This is a genomic window from Mesorhizobium sp. M0587, assembly GCF_040320945.1.
Classification (GTDB): Bacteria; Pseudomonadota; Alphaproteobacteria; order Rhizobiales; family Rhizobiaceae; genus Mesorhizobium.
Genome location: NZ_JAMYQP010000032.1, coordinates 31,910 through 46,371, shown reverse-complemented (window position 1 = coordinate 46,371; position 14,462 = coordinate 31,910). Strand labels below are relative to the sequence as shown.

General features: G+C 62.3%; 15 protein-coding genes. 8 read left to right on the top strand and 7 right to left on the bottom strand.

Annotation, left to right across the window (positions count from 1 at the left end; all coding sequences use genetic code 11):
• Positions 1-107: 107 nt before the first annotated feature.
• Entirely contained in the window at positions 108-998 is an 891-nt protein-coding gene (locus NKI49_RS24590; protein ID WP_352606961.1) for a LysR family transcriptional regulator, read from the top strand.
• A 64-nt stretch (positions 999-1,062) separates the two neighbouring features.
• On the opposite strand, the gene NKI49_RS24585 is transcribed toward NKI49_RS24590, so the two are convergent.
• Positions 1,063-1,392 (bottom strand): hypothetical protein, encoded by a 330-nt coding sequence (locus NKI49_RS24585; RefSeq protein WP_352606963.1) that lies wholly within the window; start codon positions 1,390-1,392, stop codon positions 1,063-1,065.
• A gap of 273 nt (positions 1,393-1,665) precedes the next feature.
• On the opposite strand from NKI49_RS24585, the gene NKI49_RS24580 reads away from it, so the two are divergent.
• Both NKI49_RS24580 and NKI49_RS24575 read left to right on the top strand, forming a co-directional pair.
• Entirely contained in the window at positions 1,666-1,878 is a 213-nt protein-coding gene (locus tag NKI49_RS24580; RefSeq protein ID WP_015316174.1) for a cold-shock protein, read from the top strand.
• 270 nt (positions 1,879-2,148) lie between these two features.
• Positions 2,149-2,349 (top strand): hypothetical protein, encoded by a 201-nt coding sequence (locus NKI49_RS24575; RefSeq protein WP_352606612.1) that lies wholly within the window; start codon positions 2,149-2,151, stop codon positions 2,347-2,349.
• A 375-nt stretch (positions 2,350-2,724) separates the two neighbouring features.
• Here NKI49_RS24575 and NKI49_RS24565 read toward each other — a convergent pair whose 3' ends face one another.
• The 3 genes from NKI49_RS24565 to NKI49_RS24555 form a co-directional block, all read right to left on the bottom strand.
• The gene (locus NKI49_RS24565; RefSeq protein WP_352606610.1) at positions 2,725-3,336 is read right to left on the bottom strand and encodes a glutathione S-transferase family protein; all 612 of its coding nucleotides are present in this window, start codon (positions 3,334-3,336) and stop codon (positions 2,725-2,727) included.
• A gap of 144 nt (positions 3,337-3,480) precedes the next feature.
• Complete coding sequence (locus NKI49_RS24560; protein WP_352606608.1) at positions 3,481-4,332, bottom strand: EAL domain-containing protein; 852 nt, start codon at positions 4,330-4,332, stop codon at positions 3,481-3,483.
• Positions 4,329-5,228, bottom strand: coding sequence for an EAL domain-containing protein (locus tag NKI49_RS24555; protein WP_352606614.1), 900 nt, complete (start codon positions 5,226-5,228; stop codon positions 4,329-4,331). Before NKI49_RS24555 ends, NKI49_RS24560 begins: the two co-directional genes overlap by 4 nt.
• Positions 5,229-5,445: 217 nt before the next feature.
• Between NKI49_RS24555 and NKI49_RS24550 the strand changes: the two genes are divergently transcribed.
• Entirely contained in the window at positions 5,446-6,648 is a 1,203-nt protein-coding gene (locus tag NKI49_RS24550; protein WP_352606606.1) for a pyridoxal phosphate-dependent aminotransferase, read from the top strand.
• Between the two features lie 60 nt (positions 6,649-6,708).
• Here the strand turns inward: NKI49_RS24550 and NKI49_RS24545 are convergent, their stop codons facing one another.
• Positions 6,709-7,104, bottom strand: a complete 396-nt coding sequence (locus NKI49_RS24545) for a (R)-mandelonitrile lyase (protein ID WP_352606605.1) — start codon at positions 7,102-7,104, stop codon at positions 6,709-6,711.
• Positions 7,105-7,420: 316 nt separating this feature from the next.
• Between NKI49_RS24545 and NKI49_RS24540 the strand changes: the two genes are divergently transcribed.
• Both NKI49_RS24540 and NKI49_RS24535 read left to right on the top strand, forming a co-directional pair.
• Positions 7,421-9,472 carry an elongation factor G gene (locus tag NKI49_RS24540; protein WP_352606603.1) on the top strand — a complete coding sequence of 684 codons (2,052 nt, stop codon included), beginning with the start codon at positions 7,421-7,423 and terminating at the stop codon, positions 9,470-9,472.
• A 730-nt stretch (positions 9,473-10,202) separates the two neighbouring features.
• Positions 10,203-10,700 (top strand): methyltransferase family protein, encoded by a 498-nt coding sequence (locus NKI49_RS24535; protein ID WP_352606601.1) that lies wholly within the window; start codon positions 10,203-10,205, stop codon positions 10,698-10,700.
• Positions 10,701-10,739: 39 nt separating this feature from the next.
• Here the strand turns inward: NKI49_RS24535 and NKI49_RS24530 are convergent, their stop codons facing one another.
• Entirely contained in the window at positions 10,740-11,636 is an 897-nt protein-coding gene (locus NKI49_RS24530; RefSeq protein ID WP_352606599.1) for a LysR family transcriptional regulator, read from the bottom strand.
• 81 nt (positions 11,637-11,717) lie between these two features.
• The gene (trxB, locus tag NKI49_RS24525; protein ID WP_352606597.1) at positions 11,718-12,692 is read right to left on the bottom strand and encodes a thioredoxin-disulfide reductase; all 975 of its coding nucleotides are present in this window, start codon (positions 12,690-12,692) and stop codon (positions 11,718-11,720) included.
• Between the two features lie 236 nt (positions 12,693-12,928).
• On the opposite strand from trxB, the gene NKI49_RS24520 reads away from it, so the two are divergent.
• Positions 12,929-13,408, top strand: coding sequence for an Lrp/AsnC family transcriptional regulator (locus tag NKI49_RS24520; protein WP_352606595.1), 480 nt, complete (start codon positions 12,929-12,931; stop codon positions 13,406-13,408).
• Positions 13,409-13,664: 256 nt separating this feature from the next.
• Positions 13,665-14,459, top strand: a complete 795-nt coding sequence (locus NKI49_RS24515; RefSeq protein WP_352606593.1) for a glycosyltransferase family 2 protein — start codon at positions 13,665-13,667, stop codon at positions 14,457-14,459.
• Positions 14,460-14,462: the final 3 nt, after the last annotated feature.

Here is a 14,462-nt window from a genome sequence, read left to right as displayed (position 1 = left end):
TGATTGAGAGAACAGTGGGGAAGGTAGCCTCGCCGGATTGATTGATAAATTGCCTGTAATAATACAGACTGTATGCTGCAAGCTTACAATCAACCGAAGGCATTCCCGTGGAGCCAATCAACCTCAACCGCCTCGCCTATTTTTCCACCGTCATCGACGCGGGTTCGTTTACGCGGGCAGCCCAGTGGCTTGGCATCACGAAGGCCGTCGTCAGCCAGCAGGTCGCCCGTCTTGAAGCCGAATTGCAGACCACGCTCGTCGTGCGCACGACGCGGAGGCTCGAGCCGACCGAGGCAGGCCGCCTTCTGCACGCACGTTGCGTCATGATCCTGCGGGATGTCGAGGAGGCAGTCGCCGAGGTCGGCGAGGGCAACACCGAAGTGGCCGGTGTACTGCGCGTTTCCGCGTCCAATGATTATGGAGCGATCGTGGTGGCTCCGATCGCCGCCCGTTTTCGGCAGAAATTTCCGGCCTGCGGCGTCGAACTGTCCATTTCCGATGCCATAATTGATTTGATCGGCAGCAAGATGGACCTGTCCATTCGGGTCGGCTGGCTGGAGGACTCCAGCCTGCAGGCGCGCCGCATCGGCACCTTCCGGCAAATCCTGGTGGCTTCGCGGGATTTTGCCGCCAAGGTCACGATGGACCAACCGGAAGATATCTCTTCCTTGCCGCTCGTTGCCAATTCCGGCCTTCGCAAGCCGTTCACCTGGAGCTTCACCCGAGGTGATTTCGAGCGGCGCACCGTCACCATGCGCGAGACCTTCTGCATCAACTCGACACCGGCCGTACTGGAAGCGACGCTCGCCGGCGGCGGACTGGCGGTTCTGCCGGACTATCTGGCCGCCGACTATCTATCGCAGGGCCGTCTCGTCCATATGCTCCCTGCCTGGGCGCTGCCCTCCGGCGGCATTCACGTGGTCTACCCGCCCGGGCGCTTTCGCCCGCAGAAGGTGACGCGGTTCGTGTCCATGCTCATGGAACAGATCCGCGAATGAAAGCGCATGCCGCCGAGCGGCGCGGCTGTTCAGTTGAACGAACGGTGTGTGGCCGATGTCTGGCCTAGTTGTTGTGAAAGAACCGGCGGCGGAAACGCCGGTCATTGTCCGGGCGCTTGCAGATATAGACCGGACAGGACCTGGTATCGGCGCTCGGCACATAGGCGCGCGTCCTCACCTCGCCCATGGTGCAGAACTGCTGGCTCTGCACATAGCGGTCGTAGAGCGGCAGACCGGCTACCCGTGTCGACTGATAGCGCAGGATTACGGCGCCCTGGCGTGCGATCGTCGCCTGGACGCGATCGCAGCTCATGCGCGTCGGGTCGTAGCGCGAGATCGCCTGCGCCTCGGCGGCCACCAGCGTCAGGCAGGCCGCAAGCAGAATGGTTTTCATGTTTCCCTCCCTGATCCGCTATCCAAGGACAGCGCGATCTGCCATAGTGGTTTCACCAGATTGGGGCGGCCGTTTGGCGGCCTCCGATCACGGCTTTCTCACGCAGTCTTGTTTTTTGTGCGGAAGCAGCCTATATCTGGTTCATTGATATTTCGGCCGATCGATCCGGGCCTCGCGATAATCGCGTTTGCTGACGTCTATCTCCAAAATCTCGATACAAACCGGCTGGACTTCGGTCCAGTCAAACTAAAGCAAATGTGAAGGATTATCAAAATGGCAACAGGAACGGTCAAGTGGTTCAACGCCACCAAGGGCTTCGGCTTCATCCAGCCTGACAGCGGCGGCGCGGACGTTTTCGTCCACATCTCCGCAGTTGAGCGCGCTGGGCTGTCGACCTTGGTCGAAGGCCAGAAGATCAACTTCGAGATCGAGCAGGACCGCCGCACCGGCAAGTCGTCCGCTGGGTCTCTGAGCAAGGCAGCCTGATTTTGCGAATGGCGCGCGCCGGGCGACAGCCCGGGGCGCGCGGCAAGTCACGGATGTACTGACGGTCGCGTGAGAAGCGCGCCGGAGCGGAAAGACCCGACAAGCTGGATCAGCAGATAGCTGCCAGCCCGGACCGGACGCTCCCGATCAGGCTACCAAGCATGGGAAGGCGGGATTTTGTCCCGCCTTTTTGCTGTCTGGGGTTCAGATGCCGCCGGACCAATGGTACCGCTCATGGTACTTTTGGCCGAGTAGTGGTATTATTGAGTTATGAGCAAGCTTGAGCAAATCGAAAAATCCGTCGCCGAATTGAGTCCCGAGGAACTGAAGGCGTTCGCCGCCTGGTTCGAGGCACTTCAGGCGGACATGTGGGATCGGCAGATCGAGGCCGACGCGAAGTTGGGCCGATTGGACAAGCTCGCCGAACAGGCACTGGCCGACCATCGCGCTGGCCAGACCCGGCCGCTGTGAATCACGTCGCCTCTCGATCATTCTGGGAGGCTTATGAAAAACTACCATCGTCAATCAGAGCAAAGGCCGACAGGCGTTTTGCCAGACTGTACTCCGACCCTTTTCATCCATCATTGCATTTCAAGCAGGTCGGACGCTATTGGTCGGCGCAGTTGACGAAAGCTATCGGCTGTTGCGGTCCGCGACAATGATGATGTCATCTGGTTCTGGATCGGCACCCATTCCGACTACGACCATCTCTTGAAGTAGCAAATCTCACCCAGGCAGCCTATTCATGCCACCGGCCGAAGGCCGCAAGCCACCCCGGGGGCATCGCGCCTGTTGGCGCGCCCCGTCCGGAGCAGCCTGCGAAGCGGCGGCGGCGTGAGGACAAAATTAAGGCAACCACTCTATCGGCACATGCCCCGGATCCGCCTCCACTCTCTCTAGCCAGGCCACGACGGCGGGATAAGCGTCGAGTTGGAAGCCGCCCTGCTCCGCGGTGTGCGTATACGCATAGAGCGCGATGTCGGCGACGCTGAGCGCGCCGCCGGCGAAGAAGGCGTTGTCTTCCAGATATTTGTTCATCACGCCGAGCGCCCTGTTGCCGCGCTCCAGCGTCACCGCCAACCGCTCCGGCGTCGCATCCCCGGCTCTTTCGGGAAAGGTCAGCAGCGCCTTGCGCACGGCGATGTAGGGTTCGTGGCTGTATTGCTCGAAGAACAGCCATTGATAGGCTAGCCCCCGCTCATATCTGTCCGCCGGCAGGAACCGCGTTCCTTCGGCGAGATAGAGCAGGATGGCATTGGATTCGGCCAGCCGCCGGCCGTCGTCGAGCTCGAGCAAAGGCACCATGGCGTTCGGGTTCTTGGCGATAAAATCGGCTTTTCGCGTGTCGCCAGTGTGCGAGCTGACCTCGACATTGGTGAAGGCAAGGCCAAGCTTGGCCATCAGCAGGCGCGGCTTATAGCAATTGCCGCTGTCGATCATGCCGTACAGTATGGTCATTGATGTTCCCCGGAGCATTGGCCGAGGCGATTATCGCAGCGGTGGCGTCCTCAACCAATGATTTGTTTTGGCGCGACCATCAGCGCCGCTGATATATAACAAGCGCGCGGCGATCGCGAAGCATCGGTGACGGCGCGGTAGAAATTACCCGAACAGCGGAATGACCTTGCTGTCCCTGCCGAGCAGAGCGTCGACCGACAACGGCTTTTCCTCGAAAATCGTGCCGGCCAGCGCCGGGCGGGCGAGAAGAAAACCCTGCAGCAGGTCGACGCCGCCTTCGAGCGCGACGCGCAGATGGGTGGGTTGCTCGATGCCTTCGACCAACACCTTGGCGCCACGGTCGTGCAGGCTGGAAACCAGCGGGCGAAAGAACCGTTCGGCGGCGGCGTGACGGCAGAACTCAGCGAACCAGCCGCCGTCGATCTTGACGATGTCGGGCTTGAGCAGGCTCACCCGCTCCTCGGTCGAGTGGCCGGTGCCGAAGTCGTCGATGGCGATGCGGATGCCGTCGCGCCGCATTTCACGCGCCAGCCGGGCAAGCAGCGCGTCGTCGGCCGCCTGTTCTGTGATTTCGCAGACCAGCATGGCGGGAGCGAGGCCAAGCTCGCCGAGATGTCTGCTCATCATCCGGATTTCGGCCAGCGCCCGCCCGGCATGGTCGTTGATCATCGGGTTATAGTTGAAGAACAGGTCGAGCCCGTCGTCGACCCCGATGTTGCCAAAATTTCTCAAATGCAGAACCCGGCACATGGTCTCGACAAACAGCCGGTCCGCCGCGGCGATGCCTTCGAAGAATGTTCTCGGCGCCGTTGGTCGGCCGGCGCGGTGCGGCTCGATCAGGGCTTCCACCGCGACCGCGTGCAAGGCCCGGCCGCGTGGGGCGAAAATCGGTTGGTAAGCGCTACGCAGGCGGAAGTCGCCATGGACGCCATATACGATGCCGATCTCGTCGGTGAAAATCGCATCGCCGACATTGCGCCGCCGCTCGGCCCTCATGGCGTTACCTTGCGGCCGAAGGCTTTCACCGGCCGCGCGCCATGCGGCGCGGTGGAGAGATGGGCAGGCGCGTTGCCGGCGGCAGCTGGGGCGGACTCCGACTTGCTGTTGCCGAAAACCCGGAAGCTGGTCGGCGCCAGTTCCGGCCGTGCCAGCACGAATCCTTGCACCATCGAAGCCCCCGATTTCTCGGCGAGCTCCAGCTGCCAGCTTTCCTCGATGCCTTCGAACACCGTGCGGATGCCTTGCTCCTCGAAGCTTTTCACCATCGTGGTCAGCAGCGCGAACCCGGCGCCGGACTCCATCAGCTGCGTAATCCAGTAGGCGTCGAACTTGACGATGTCGGGCTTCAATTCCTTGACACGACTGATGTCGGAATCATCGGCGCCATAGTCATCGACGGCGATGCGAAAGCCATTGCCCCTGAGCGCGGCGACGAAACCGTACAGGGTCTCCTGCGATGCCGATTTCTGCTCGGTCACCTCGCACACGACGCGACCGGGATCGATGCCGGCCTCATGCAGCACCAGCCGCATTTCGCGCAAGGCATTGTCGGCAACGGCCCGCTCGGTGAACACCGATGGGTCGAAATTGACGAAGACCGACGCCTCCTCAGGCAAGCAGGCGCCGGCATTGAGCAGATGCAGCGTCCTGGTCAGCGCCTCGACATGCAGGCGATCGGCGGCCGGGCACGTGCTGAAGAAGCTCATCGGCGATTGCGGCTCGCCGTCCCGAAACGGCCGAATCAGCCCTTCGAAGGCGACAACCGACAGCTTGCCTTCCTTGAAGGCGAAGATCGGCTGGAAGGCGCTTTGCAGCGTGTAGATGCCCCAGACACCTGTGGAGGTGCCGTCATCATGACGGATGATATGGGCAAGCCCGATGCTGCGCGACACGGTTCCTCGCTTCCGCGAATTGGCGGAAATGGACTGCGATCCTGCCATGCAAGCCTCTACCGCCCGTTAATAAACTTATCGTTGCCGATCACGGCTCATTGACCGCATCGCCGATCTGGCCCAGCCGACAAAGCTTGCACTGGCGGGAATGTTGCGACATGAGAAGCGCCGCGGCCGCTGCTGGCCGCGCCGATCCTTTCAGGAGAGACAAAAGGTCATGGCCTTTCTTGCCGACACACTTTCCCGCGTGAAGCCCTCCGCCACCATCGCGGTGACGCAGAAAGCGCGCGAGTTGAAAAATGCCGGCCGTGACGTGATTGGCCTGGGCGCCGGCGAACCGGATTTCGACACGCCCGACAACATCAAGAACGCGGCGATCGAGGCGATCCGCCGCGGCGAAACCAAGTACCCGCCGGTTTCGGGCATCGCGCCGCTGCGCGAGGCGATCGCGAAAAAGTTCAAGCGCGAGAACAATCTCGACTACAGGCCCGAGCAGACCATTGTCGGCACCGGCGGCAAGCAGATCCTGTTCAACGCCTTCATGGCGACGCTGAACCCCGGCGACGAGGTCATCATTCCCCGCCCCTACTGGGTCAGCTACCCCGAAATGGTAGCGATCTGCGGCGGCAACTCGGTGTTCGCCGACACCTCGATCGACAATGGTTTCAAACTGACCCCCGAAGTGCTCGAAAGAGCCATCACGCCGAAGACCAAATGGCTGCTGATGAATTCGCCGTCGAACCCGTCCGGCGCCGCCTACACGCAAGCCGAATTGCGCGCGCTGGCCGACGTGCTGTTGAAGCATCCGCATGTCTGGACGCTGACCGACGACATGTACGAGCACCTGACCTATGGCGACTTCGTCTTCAAGACCATCGCCGAGGTCGAGCCGAAACTCTATGAGCGCACGCTGACCATGAACGGCGTCTCGAAGGCCTATGCCATGACCGGCTGGCGCATCGGCTATGCAGCCGGTCCCGTCCAGCTGATCAAGGCGATGGACATGATCCAGGGCCAGCAGACATCGGGGGCCTGCACCATCGCGCAATGGGCCTCGGTGGAAGCGCTCAACGGCCCGCAGGACTTCATCGCCAGGAACAAGGCGATCTTTCAAGGCAGGCGCGACCTCGTCGTGTCGATGCTCAACCAGGCGCGCGGCATCACATGCCCGTCGCCGGAAGGCGCATTCTACGTCTACCCGTCCTGCGCCCAGCTGATCGGCAAGAAGACGAAAACCGGCAAGGTCATCGACAACGACGAGGTCTTCTGTTCGGAACTGCTCGAGGCCGAGGGCGTCGCGGTCGTCTTCGGTTCGGCCTTCGGCCTCGGCCCCAACTTCCGCATCTCCTACGCCACCTCGGAGGCCCTGCTGGAGGAGGCCTGCACGCGCATCCAGCGCTTCACGGCATCGCTGACCTGATCAGAACTCATCGTCAAAACCCGGCCAAGCGCCGGGTTTTTGACGGGCTCGACCCAGCGCTCAGCCGCCATATTGCGCCGGCGTGACCGCTTCCAGCCAGTCGACATGCACGCCGTCCAGTGCCTCCTGCATGGCGATATGGGTCACCGTCGTTTTCGACGCCGCGCCATGCCAATGCTTCTCCCCGGGCTCGAACGAGATGACATCGCCGGCCCTGATCTCCTGCACCGGACCGCCCCAAGTCTGGGCAAGGCCTGCGCCTGAGGTGACATAGAGCGTCTGGCCCAACGGATGCGTGTGCCAATGCGTGCGCGCGCCCGGCTCGAAACTGACCAGCGTCGCCCGCAGCCGCGCCGGTGCCTCCTTCTCGATGATCGGCGTCTGCTGAACCCGGCCGGTGAAGTATTTTTCCGGCGCTATGATGGTCGGCACGCTGCCGCAGGCAATGATCTTCATGCTGGTGATCCCGAAGCCGTAAGCAGATGGGGGATAAAATCGCTCGCCCTCAGTTTCGACCGATGTCGGCCAACGCGCAACAGGTTCCGGCCGGTGGCTCCGCATCCGATCGACGCATGACGCCACGGCGACCGATTTCTATTTTCCTTGCCCTGCCGGCAAACAAGTGGGACGATGGTTTCGGGCAGGTGGCGACATGAAAAAGAACCCCGCCCGCGACGGTCGAACAGGCCGGCCGCCGCTCAGGACCGATTGACCACGCCTGAACCATGAATGCCAGTCGGTCCTACGGGAAACGCCTGAGTGGAGGTCAGTCATGGGTACTCGCGCCGGAGGACGACGCACGGGACCGAAATGCATTGCCATAGTCGGTCCCTTCGCAAGCGGTAAGACGACACTTCTCGAAGCCATATTGGCCCGCACGGGCGCAATTCCCCGACAAAATCCCGTTTCATCAGGCAATACCGTTTCAGATCATTCGCCAGAGGCGCGCGCCCATGCCATGAGCGTCGAGGCGACAATCGCCACCACCGAATTCATGGGCGAGCCGTTCTCCTTCCTCGATTGTCCAGGCTCTATCGAATTTTCCTTCGAAGCCGAACCGGTTCTGGCCGCCTGCGACCTCGCCGTTGTCGTGGCCGAGGCCGACGAAAAGAAGATTCCCGCCCTGCAGCTCATCATGCGCAAGCTCGACGATCTCGGCGTGCCGCGCCTGCTGTTCCTCAACAAGGTCGACAAGGCGACAGCGGGCGTGCGCGACACACTGAAGATGCTGCAGCCGGCAAGCTCGGTGCCATTGCTCCTGCGCCAGATTCCGCTGCGCAAGGACGGCGTCGTCATCGGCTCGATCGACCTGGCGCTGGAGCGCGCCTACATCTACCGCGAGTATGCCGAAAGCGAGGTGGCCCAGATACCGGGCGACGATAAGGCGCGGGAGCTGGAGGCACGCTTCTCCATGCTGGAGACGCTGGCCGACCATGACGACCAGTTGATGGAACAATTGCTGGAAGAGATCGAGCCGCCGAAGGACGCCATCTTCGACGATCTTGCCGCCGATCTGCGCGAGGGCGCGGTGACGCCGGTGCTGATCGGCAGCGCCGAAAAGGGCAACGGCGTGCTGCGCCTCTTGAAAGCGATCCGCCACGACGCGCCCGATATCGAGGCGACCCGCAAGCGGCTCGGCGCGGCCGACGGCAACGCCACCGTGGTCCAGGTGATGAAGACCATCCACACGCCTCATGGCGGCAAGCTGTCGGTGTCGCGTATCCTGTCCGGTCAGGTCGCCGACGGCTCCGAACTCTGGCTGCCCGGCGGCGGTTCCGCCAAGGTCTCCGGCATCTACAGGATGCTCGGCAAGGACCAGGTCAAGCTTACCGCCGCGAAAGCCGGCGACACCGTGGCGCTCGGCAAGCTGGACGACGTCAAGACCGGCCAGACGCTGACTTCGGCCAAGGGCGGCACCAAGCAGTTGTTCGATGGCGCACCGCCGCAACCGGTCTTCGCCTTCGCGCTGCGCCCCAAGGAGCGCAAGGACGAGGTGAAGATGTCGGCGGCCATCCAGCGCCTGGCCGAGGAAGACCCCTCGCTCAGCCTGCACCATAACCAGGATTCGGCCGAGACCGTGCTGTCGGGCCATGGCGAGATGCACCTGCGCGTCGTGCGCGAGCGGCTGGAGGGCAAGAACCAGATCCCGGTCGAGGGCCATGCGCCGGCGGTGCCTTATCGCGAGACGATCCGCAAATCCGTGCAGCAGCGCGGCCGCCACAAGAAACAGTCCGGCGGCCACGGCCAGTTCGGCGACGTGGTGATCGAGATCAAGCCGTTGCCCCGCGGCTCCGGCTTTCAGTTCACCGACACCATCACCGGTGGCGTCGTACCGAAGACCTATATCCAGTCGGTCGAGACCGGCGTGCGCGATTACCTGAAGTCCGGCCCGCTCGGCTTTCCTGTCGTCGATGTCGCCGTCAACCTGTCGGACGGCTCCTACCATGCGGTCGATTCCTCCGACATGGCTTTCCAGATGGCGGCGAAGCTGGCGATGAAGGAAGGCATGGCGGCGTGCTCGCCGGTGCTTCTGGAGCCGGTGATGAAGGTCGAGATCGTCACGCCCTCCGACGCGACGTCGAAGATCATCGCGTTGATCCCGCAGCGGCGCGGCCAGATTCTCGGCTATGACGCGCGGCCCGACTGGCCGGGATGGGATGTCGTGGAGGCGACCATGCCGCAGGCCGAGATCGGCGACCTGATCGTCGAGTTGCGTTCGGCAACCGCGGGCGTGGCCAGCTATCGCGCCGTCTTCGACCACATGGCGGAACTCACCGGCCGTCTCGCCGACGAGGCGCTGAATGCCAGCGGCAAGGCAGCCTGATCGCCATCGGTGCAATGCCGCCTCGAATCTTGGTTCGAGGGCGGGCGAAAATGAAAACGACGCCCGGAGAGCCGGGCGTCGTTTTTGTTTGCGGACCGTTTTCTTGGGAGGAGAAACGGCAGGTCCGCCGCATGCACAGTCGCCGAGCTTCGGCGAAAAAAGGTTCGGACGCGGTAGCCGCCTGAGCCCGGGTCGTCCGAGTGATGCCCCCATCTCCCGTCCGAACCACACCGCGTCCTACTGTCTGCTTACCAGTGGAAGAGCCATTTGTCATGTTACCAAATGTTACATGACACTGTTACGCGGCTATTCATGTGAATTTTTCGGCTGGCCCGGCTGGATCCGGGCAACAAAAAAGCCGGATCAATGAAGATCCGGCTGAGTTTGATTGGAAGTGCCTGTTAAGGCTAACCTCCAGAGGGGAACACTCTAGGGCGCTAATGGGAGGAGAACGCGCCCAGGAGATGGTCTATATATGTGCTCACCATGCCCAAGAAACAAGCATCTATTTTGCAACACACGCATGCAAAAAGACGCAGGCTGTGGTCTAACCCGCTTCGAGAGCCTATAGGACCAGCAAAATCGTGGAAAATGGGCGGCACGATGGGACATTTGTGGCTGCTAAAATGCAAATCGCAGCCGAGTTTGCTCCAAAACATTCAAAACACCAAATGACGTGGAATCGGGCAACAGCCGTTCAATTGTGAGGCATCCACGCAAGAGATAGCCAATGCGTCCTTTTTCAGCGATTGCCGGCAGTGCCATTTTCCTGATTGCGGCACCCGGCGTGGTCGCCGGACTTGTACCTTGGCTGCTCAGCGACCGCTGGAGCTTGCCTTGGTCGCAGGTGCCGGGCTTTGTCCTCGCTGGCGGCCTCCTTGTCGCCGCCGCGAGCGCCGTACTGCTGCATGCCTTCGCCCGATTCGCGCTGGAAGGGCTGGGGACGCCCGCCCCGGTCGCGCCGACCGAGCGGCTGGTGATCGGCGGCATCTACCGCCATGTCCGCAACCCGATGTATGTCGCCGTGTCGTCGATCATCCTCGGCCAGGCGCTGCTGTTTTCGAGCTGGACGCTGGTCGCCTATGCCATCATCGGTGCGATCGCCATGGGGTCTTTCGTCAGGCTCTACGAGGAGCCGACGCTCGCCAGCCGCTATGGCGCCGAATACGAGACCTATCGACGCAACGTGCCCGGCTGGCTGCCGCGGCTGACGCCCTGGCGGGGATAGAGACACACGTCAGGAACAGGCAAGGCCGCGCCAGCCTGGTCAAAACGACCAGCTACGCGCCTTCGCGATGATGAAATCACGGAACACATGCAGCTTCGCCTGGTTCTTCATCGCGTCCGGATAGGCGAAGTAGGTGTCGAAAGACGGCACTTCCGTCTCCGGCAGCAACTGCACCAGGCCGGAATCCTTGGAGATCACATAATCGGGCAGCATGGCGATGCCGGCGCCACCCTCCACCGCCCGCTTGATCGACAGGATGTCGTTGATCTGCAAGGTCGGCACGCGCTGGCCGCCCTCGAAATCGCCGACCGTCTCCAGCCAGTTCAACTCCGACAGATGCGACGGCACCGGCACGCCGAAGGTGACGATGCGATGGGCCTTCAGCTCTGCCACCGAAGCCGGCTTGCCATGCTTGGCGACATAGGAAGGGGCGGCGTAAAGATGGAAATGCACGGTGAACAGGCGGCGCTGGATCAGGTCCGGCTGCTGCGGTTGGCGCAGCCGGATGGCGCAATCAGCCTGGCGCATGGTGAGGTCGAGTTCCTCATTGGCGAGGATCAATTGCAGGCTGATTTCGGGGTAAAGCTCGATGAATTCCTGCACCCGCTCGGTCAGCCAGCCGGCGCCAAGCCCCACCGTCGTGGTCACCCGGAGCACGCCGGACGGCCGGTCCTTGGTCTCGGTCAGGCGCGACTTGATGGTCTCGAGCTTCATCAGCACGTCGTGCGCCGTGCGGAACAGCATTTCGCCCTGCTCGGTCAGCACCAGGCCGCGGGCATGACGGTTGAACAGCGGCACGCCGACGTCATGCTCGAGAGCGCTGACCTGCCGCGAGATCGCCGATTGCGACAGATGCAAGGTCTCGGCCGCATGCGTAAACGATCCCGCTTCCGCCGCAGCGTGAAACACGCGTAGCTTGTCCCAGTCCAACGCCATGATACCCCTCGTTCCGCTTTGGCGTCTGAATGAAAAATCAGGCTTTTACACGGCGTTTCTAAGCCGTTTCACAAGCGGCCCCTATTCCGCTGCCTCACGATGCACCTCGATGCCGGCCAGATACTTCTCCGCTTCGAGCGCGGCCATACAGCCGAGCCCCGCCGCCGTCACCGCCTGCCGGTAGATGTCGTCGGTCACGTCGCCGGCCGCGAACACGCCGGGCACGTCGGTGCGCGTCGAATCCGGTGCGGTCCACAGATAGCCGTTCGGCTTCTGCTTCAGCTTGCCGGCAAACAGCTCGACCGCCGGCGCATGGCCGATCGCCACGAATACGCCGTCGACCTTCAGCAGCGTTTCCTGTCCGGTCACGGCGTTGCGCAACTTCAACCCCTCGACCGAGGGCGGCAAAGGCGTCTTGCCGGGACGGCCGGTGATCTCGTCGATCACCGTGTCCCAGATGACGTGGACATTGTCCTTCCTCAACAGCCGCTCGCGCAAGATGCGCTCCGCACGGAAGTCGCTGCGCCGGTGAATGACAGTCACGCTCTTGGCGAGGTTCGACAGATAAAGCGCCTCTTCCACCGCCGAATTGCCGCCGCCGACCACCGCCACATCCTTGCCGCGATAGAAGAAGCCGTCGCAGGTCGCGCAGGCGGACACGCCGAAGCCCATGAAGGTCTGCTCGCTTGGAATGCCCAGCCATTTGGCCTGCGCGCCGGTGGCGATGATCAGCGCGTCGGCCGTGTAGGTGGTGCCGGAATCGCCCTTGGCGCGGAACGGCCGCACGTTGAGGTCGACCTCGGTAATGATGTCGTTGACGATGTCGGTGCCGACATGCTCGGCCTGCTTCAGCATCTGTTCCATCAGCCAGGGGCCCTGGATGGGATCGGCGAAGCCGGGATAGTTCTCGACATCGGTGGTGATCATCAGCTGGCCGCCCTGCTGCAGGCCGGCGACGAGCATCGGCTTCAGCATGGCGCGGGCGGCATAGATCGCCGCGGTGTAGCCGGCCGGGCCGGAACCGATGATGAGAACAGGCGCGTGCTTGGTGTTCATGAAAAGCCTCTGCGAGGGCTGCCGGGCGATTGCGGCATGGAAAAACTCGTCGATGTCGCGCGTAATGTAAGTGTTGCCCACGACGCCAGCAAGGCAAGTTGACATTCGTCCCCGGAAAGCTTTGCCGCGGCGGATGCAGCGAAATATTCCTGGCGAGGGATGGAATGGACAGCGAAGTCGTTTAATCACAAAATCGCGCAAGATTCTTTCGTCACCCTGATCATCGCGAGCCCGCAATGCCGCTCAAGGCCGACCTCGACGCCATCGACTGGAAGATCCTGCGCGAATTGCAGAGCGACGGCCGCATGACCAATGTCGAATTGTCGAACCGCGTCGGCATTTCGGCGCCGCCCTGCCTGCGCCGCGTCAAACGGCTGGAGGAAAGCGGTATCATCCGCGGCTATCGCGCCCTGCTCAACGCGCCGGCGCTCGGCCTCGACGTCGTCGCCTTCTGCCTGGTCGGACTGCATCACCAGGCAGATGCCGAGCTTCGCACCTTCGCCGAGCGCACACGCGGCTGGCCGATCGTTCGCGACGCCTGGATGGTGTCGGGTGAATCCGACTTCCTGCTGCATTGCGTGGCAAGCGACCTCGGCACCTTCCAGACCTTCGTCATCGAAGACCTGACCTCGACGCCGAATGTCGACACGGTGCGCACCGCGCTCACCATCCGCCGGGTCAAGGATGAAGGCCAGGTCTCGTTCGAGCGGACTTGAGGTCGGTCGGGCTTCAACACGCCTGCCCATGCGAATTTCGGACTTTCGCCACACCGCCGCCGCGTTGGTATCCGACAGACGCTGAGATACAAGGCTGGACCGCTCTGTCCGGACTTTAACCGCTCAATCGGGCAGTCTGGTTGGTTTCTGAAGCAATTCCAGAAAAAATGTGCAACGGTTTTCCGTCCGGGATTGGGGAAAGGGATGACGCAGCCAGCGTAAATCCCGAGGACGACATGGCATGGGAAGGGGAACCATGACTCGATTTTCTAGCCCGGTTTCGGCGCTGGTCATCTGCATGAACGAGGCCGACATGATCGGCCAGTGCCTGGAGAGCATCGACTTCTGCGCAGAGATCATCATCGTCGATTCCGGCTCCACCGACGGCACCCTCGCCTGTGTGGAAAGCTACATCGCCAAGGGCTATCCAATAAGGCTGCTGCATAATGCGTGGCCGGGTTTCCCGCGCCAGCGGCAATTCGCGCTCGACCACGCCAGCCAGCCCTGGTGCCTTGCGATCGAAGCCGACGAGGCCGTGGACGACACGCTCCGGCAGTCGATCATCGCCGTCACGCAACCCGGCAACGACGCCGTCGACGGATGGTACATCAGACGCAGAGACAAGTTGAAAGGTTACGGCTATGCGCACCGCTGGGTGCTGCACAACCGGCTGCTGCGCCTTTTCCGTCGTGACAAGGCCACCATGGATCTCAGTTTGCGGGTGCATGAATCGTTCGAAGTCCCCGGCGAAACTCGCACGATCGACAGTGGGGTTCTCCTGCATCGTCGCGAAGTGACCGTGGCGGAGGATCTGGCGAGAGCCAACACCTACTCCAGCCTCAAGGTCGCCACGCTGGTCGAGAAGGGCAAGAAGCCTGGCCTGGTGCGGCTGGTGCTCTCGCCGCTCGGCAACTTCCTGAAATTCTATCTGGCCAAGCGCTACTTCCTGTGCGGCCGGCATGGTTTCGTCTATTCGATGTCGGTGATGATCTATTCGTTCGCCACCGAGGCCAAACTCTACGAAGCCTCCCAAGACAACGATCCGGCGTGACTT

What these genes read in the sequence shown, in the direction of transcription:
- NKI49_RS24550 (WP_352606606.1), top strand. Translation starts at nt 5,446, where the DNA reads ATGGCCTTTCTTGCCGACACACTTTCCCGCGTGAAGCCCTCCGCCACC.
- NKI49_RS24565 (WP_352606610.1), bottom strand. Translation starts at nt 3,336, where the DNA reads ATGACCATACTGTACGGCATGATCGACAGCGGCAATTGCTATAAGCCG.
- NKI49_RS24520 (WP_352606595.1), top strand. Translation starts at nt 12,929, where the DNA reads ATGCCGCTCAAGGCCGACCTCGACGCCATCGACTGGAAGATCCTGCGC.
- NKI49_RS24580 (WP_015316174.1), top strand. Translation starts at nt 1,666, where the DNA reads ATGGCAACAGGAACGGTCAAGTGGTTCAACGCCACCAAGGGCTTCGGC.
- NKI49_RS24535 (WP_352606601.1), top strand. Translation starts at nt 10,203, where the DNA reads ATGCGTCCTTTTTCAGCGATTGCCGGCAGTGCCATTTTCCTGATTGCG.
- NKI49_RS24530 (WP_352606599.1), bottom strand. Translation starts at nt 11,636, where the DNA reads ATGGCGTTGGACTGGGACAAGCTACGCGTGTTTCACGCTGCGGCGGAA.
- NKI49_RS24560 (WP_352606608.1), bottom strand. Translation starts at nt 4,332, where the DNA reads ATGAGGGCCGAGCGGCGGCGCAATGTCGGCGATGCGATTTTCACCGAC.
- trxB (WP_352606597.1), bottom strand. Translation starts at nt 12,692, where the DNA reads ATGAACACCAAGCACGCGCCTGTTCTCATCATCGGTTCCGGCCCGGCC.
- NKI49_RS24545 (WP_352606605.1), bottom strand. Translation starts at nt 7,104, where the DNA reads ATGAAGATCATTGCCTGCGGCAGCGTGCCGACCATCATAGCGCCGGAA.
- NKI49_RS24575 (WP_352606612.1), top strand. Translation starts at nt 2,149, where the DNA reads ATGAGCAAGCTTGAGCAAATCGAAAAATCCGTCGCCGAATTGAGTCCC.
- NKI49_RS24540 (WP_352606603.1), top strand. Translation starts at nt 7,421, where the DNA reads ATGGGTACTCGCGCCGGAGGACGACGCACGGGACCGAAATGCATTGCC.
- NKI49_RS24515 (WP_352606593.1), top strand. Translation starts at nt 13,665, where the DNA reads ATGACTCGATTTTCTAGCCCGGTTTCGGCGCTGGTCATCTGCATGAAC.
- NKI49_RS24585 (WP_352606963.1), bottom strand. Translation starts at nt 1,392, where the DNA reads ATGAAAACCATTCTGCTTGCGGCCTGCCTGACGCTGGTGGCCGCCGAG.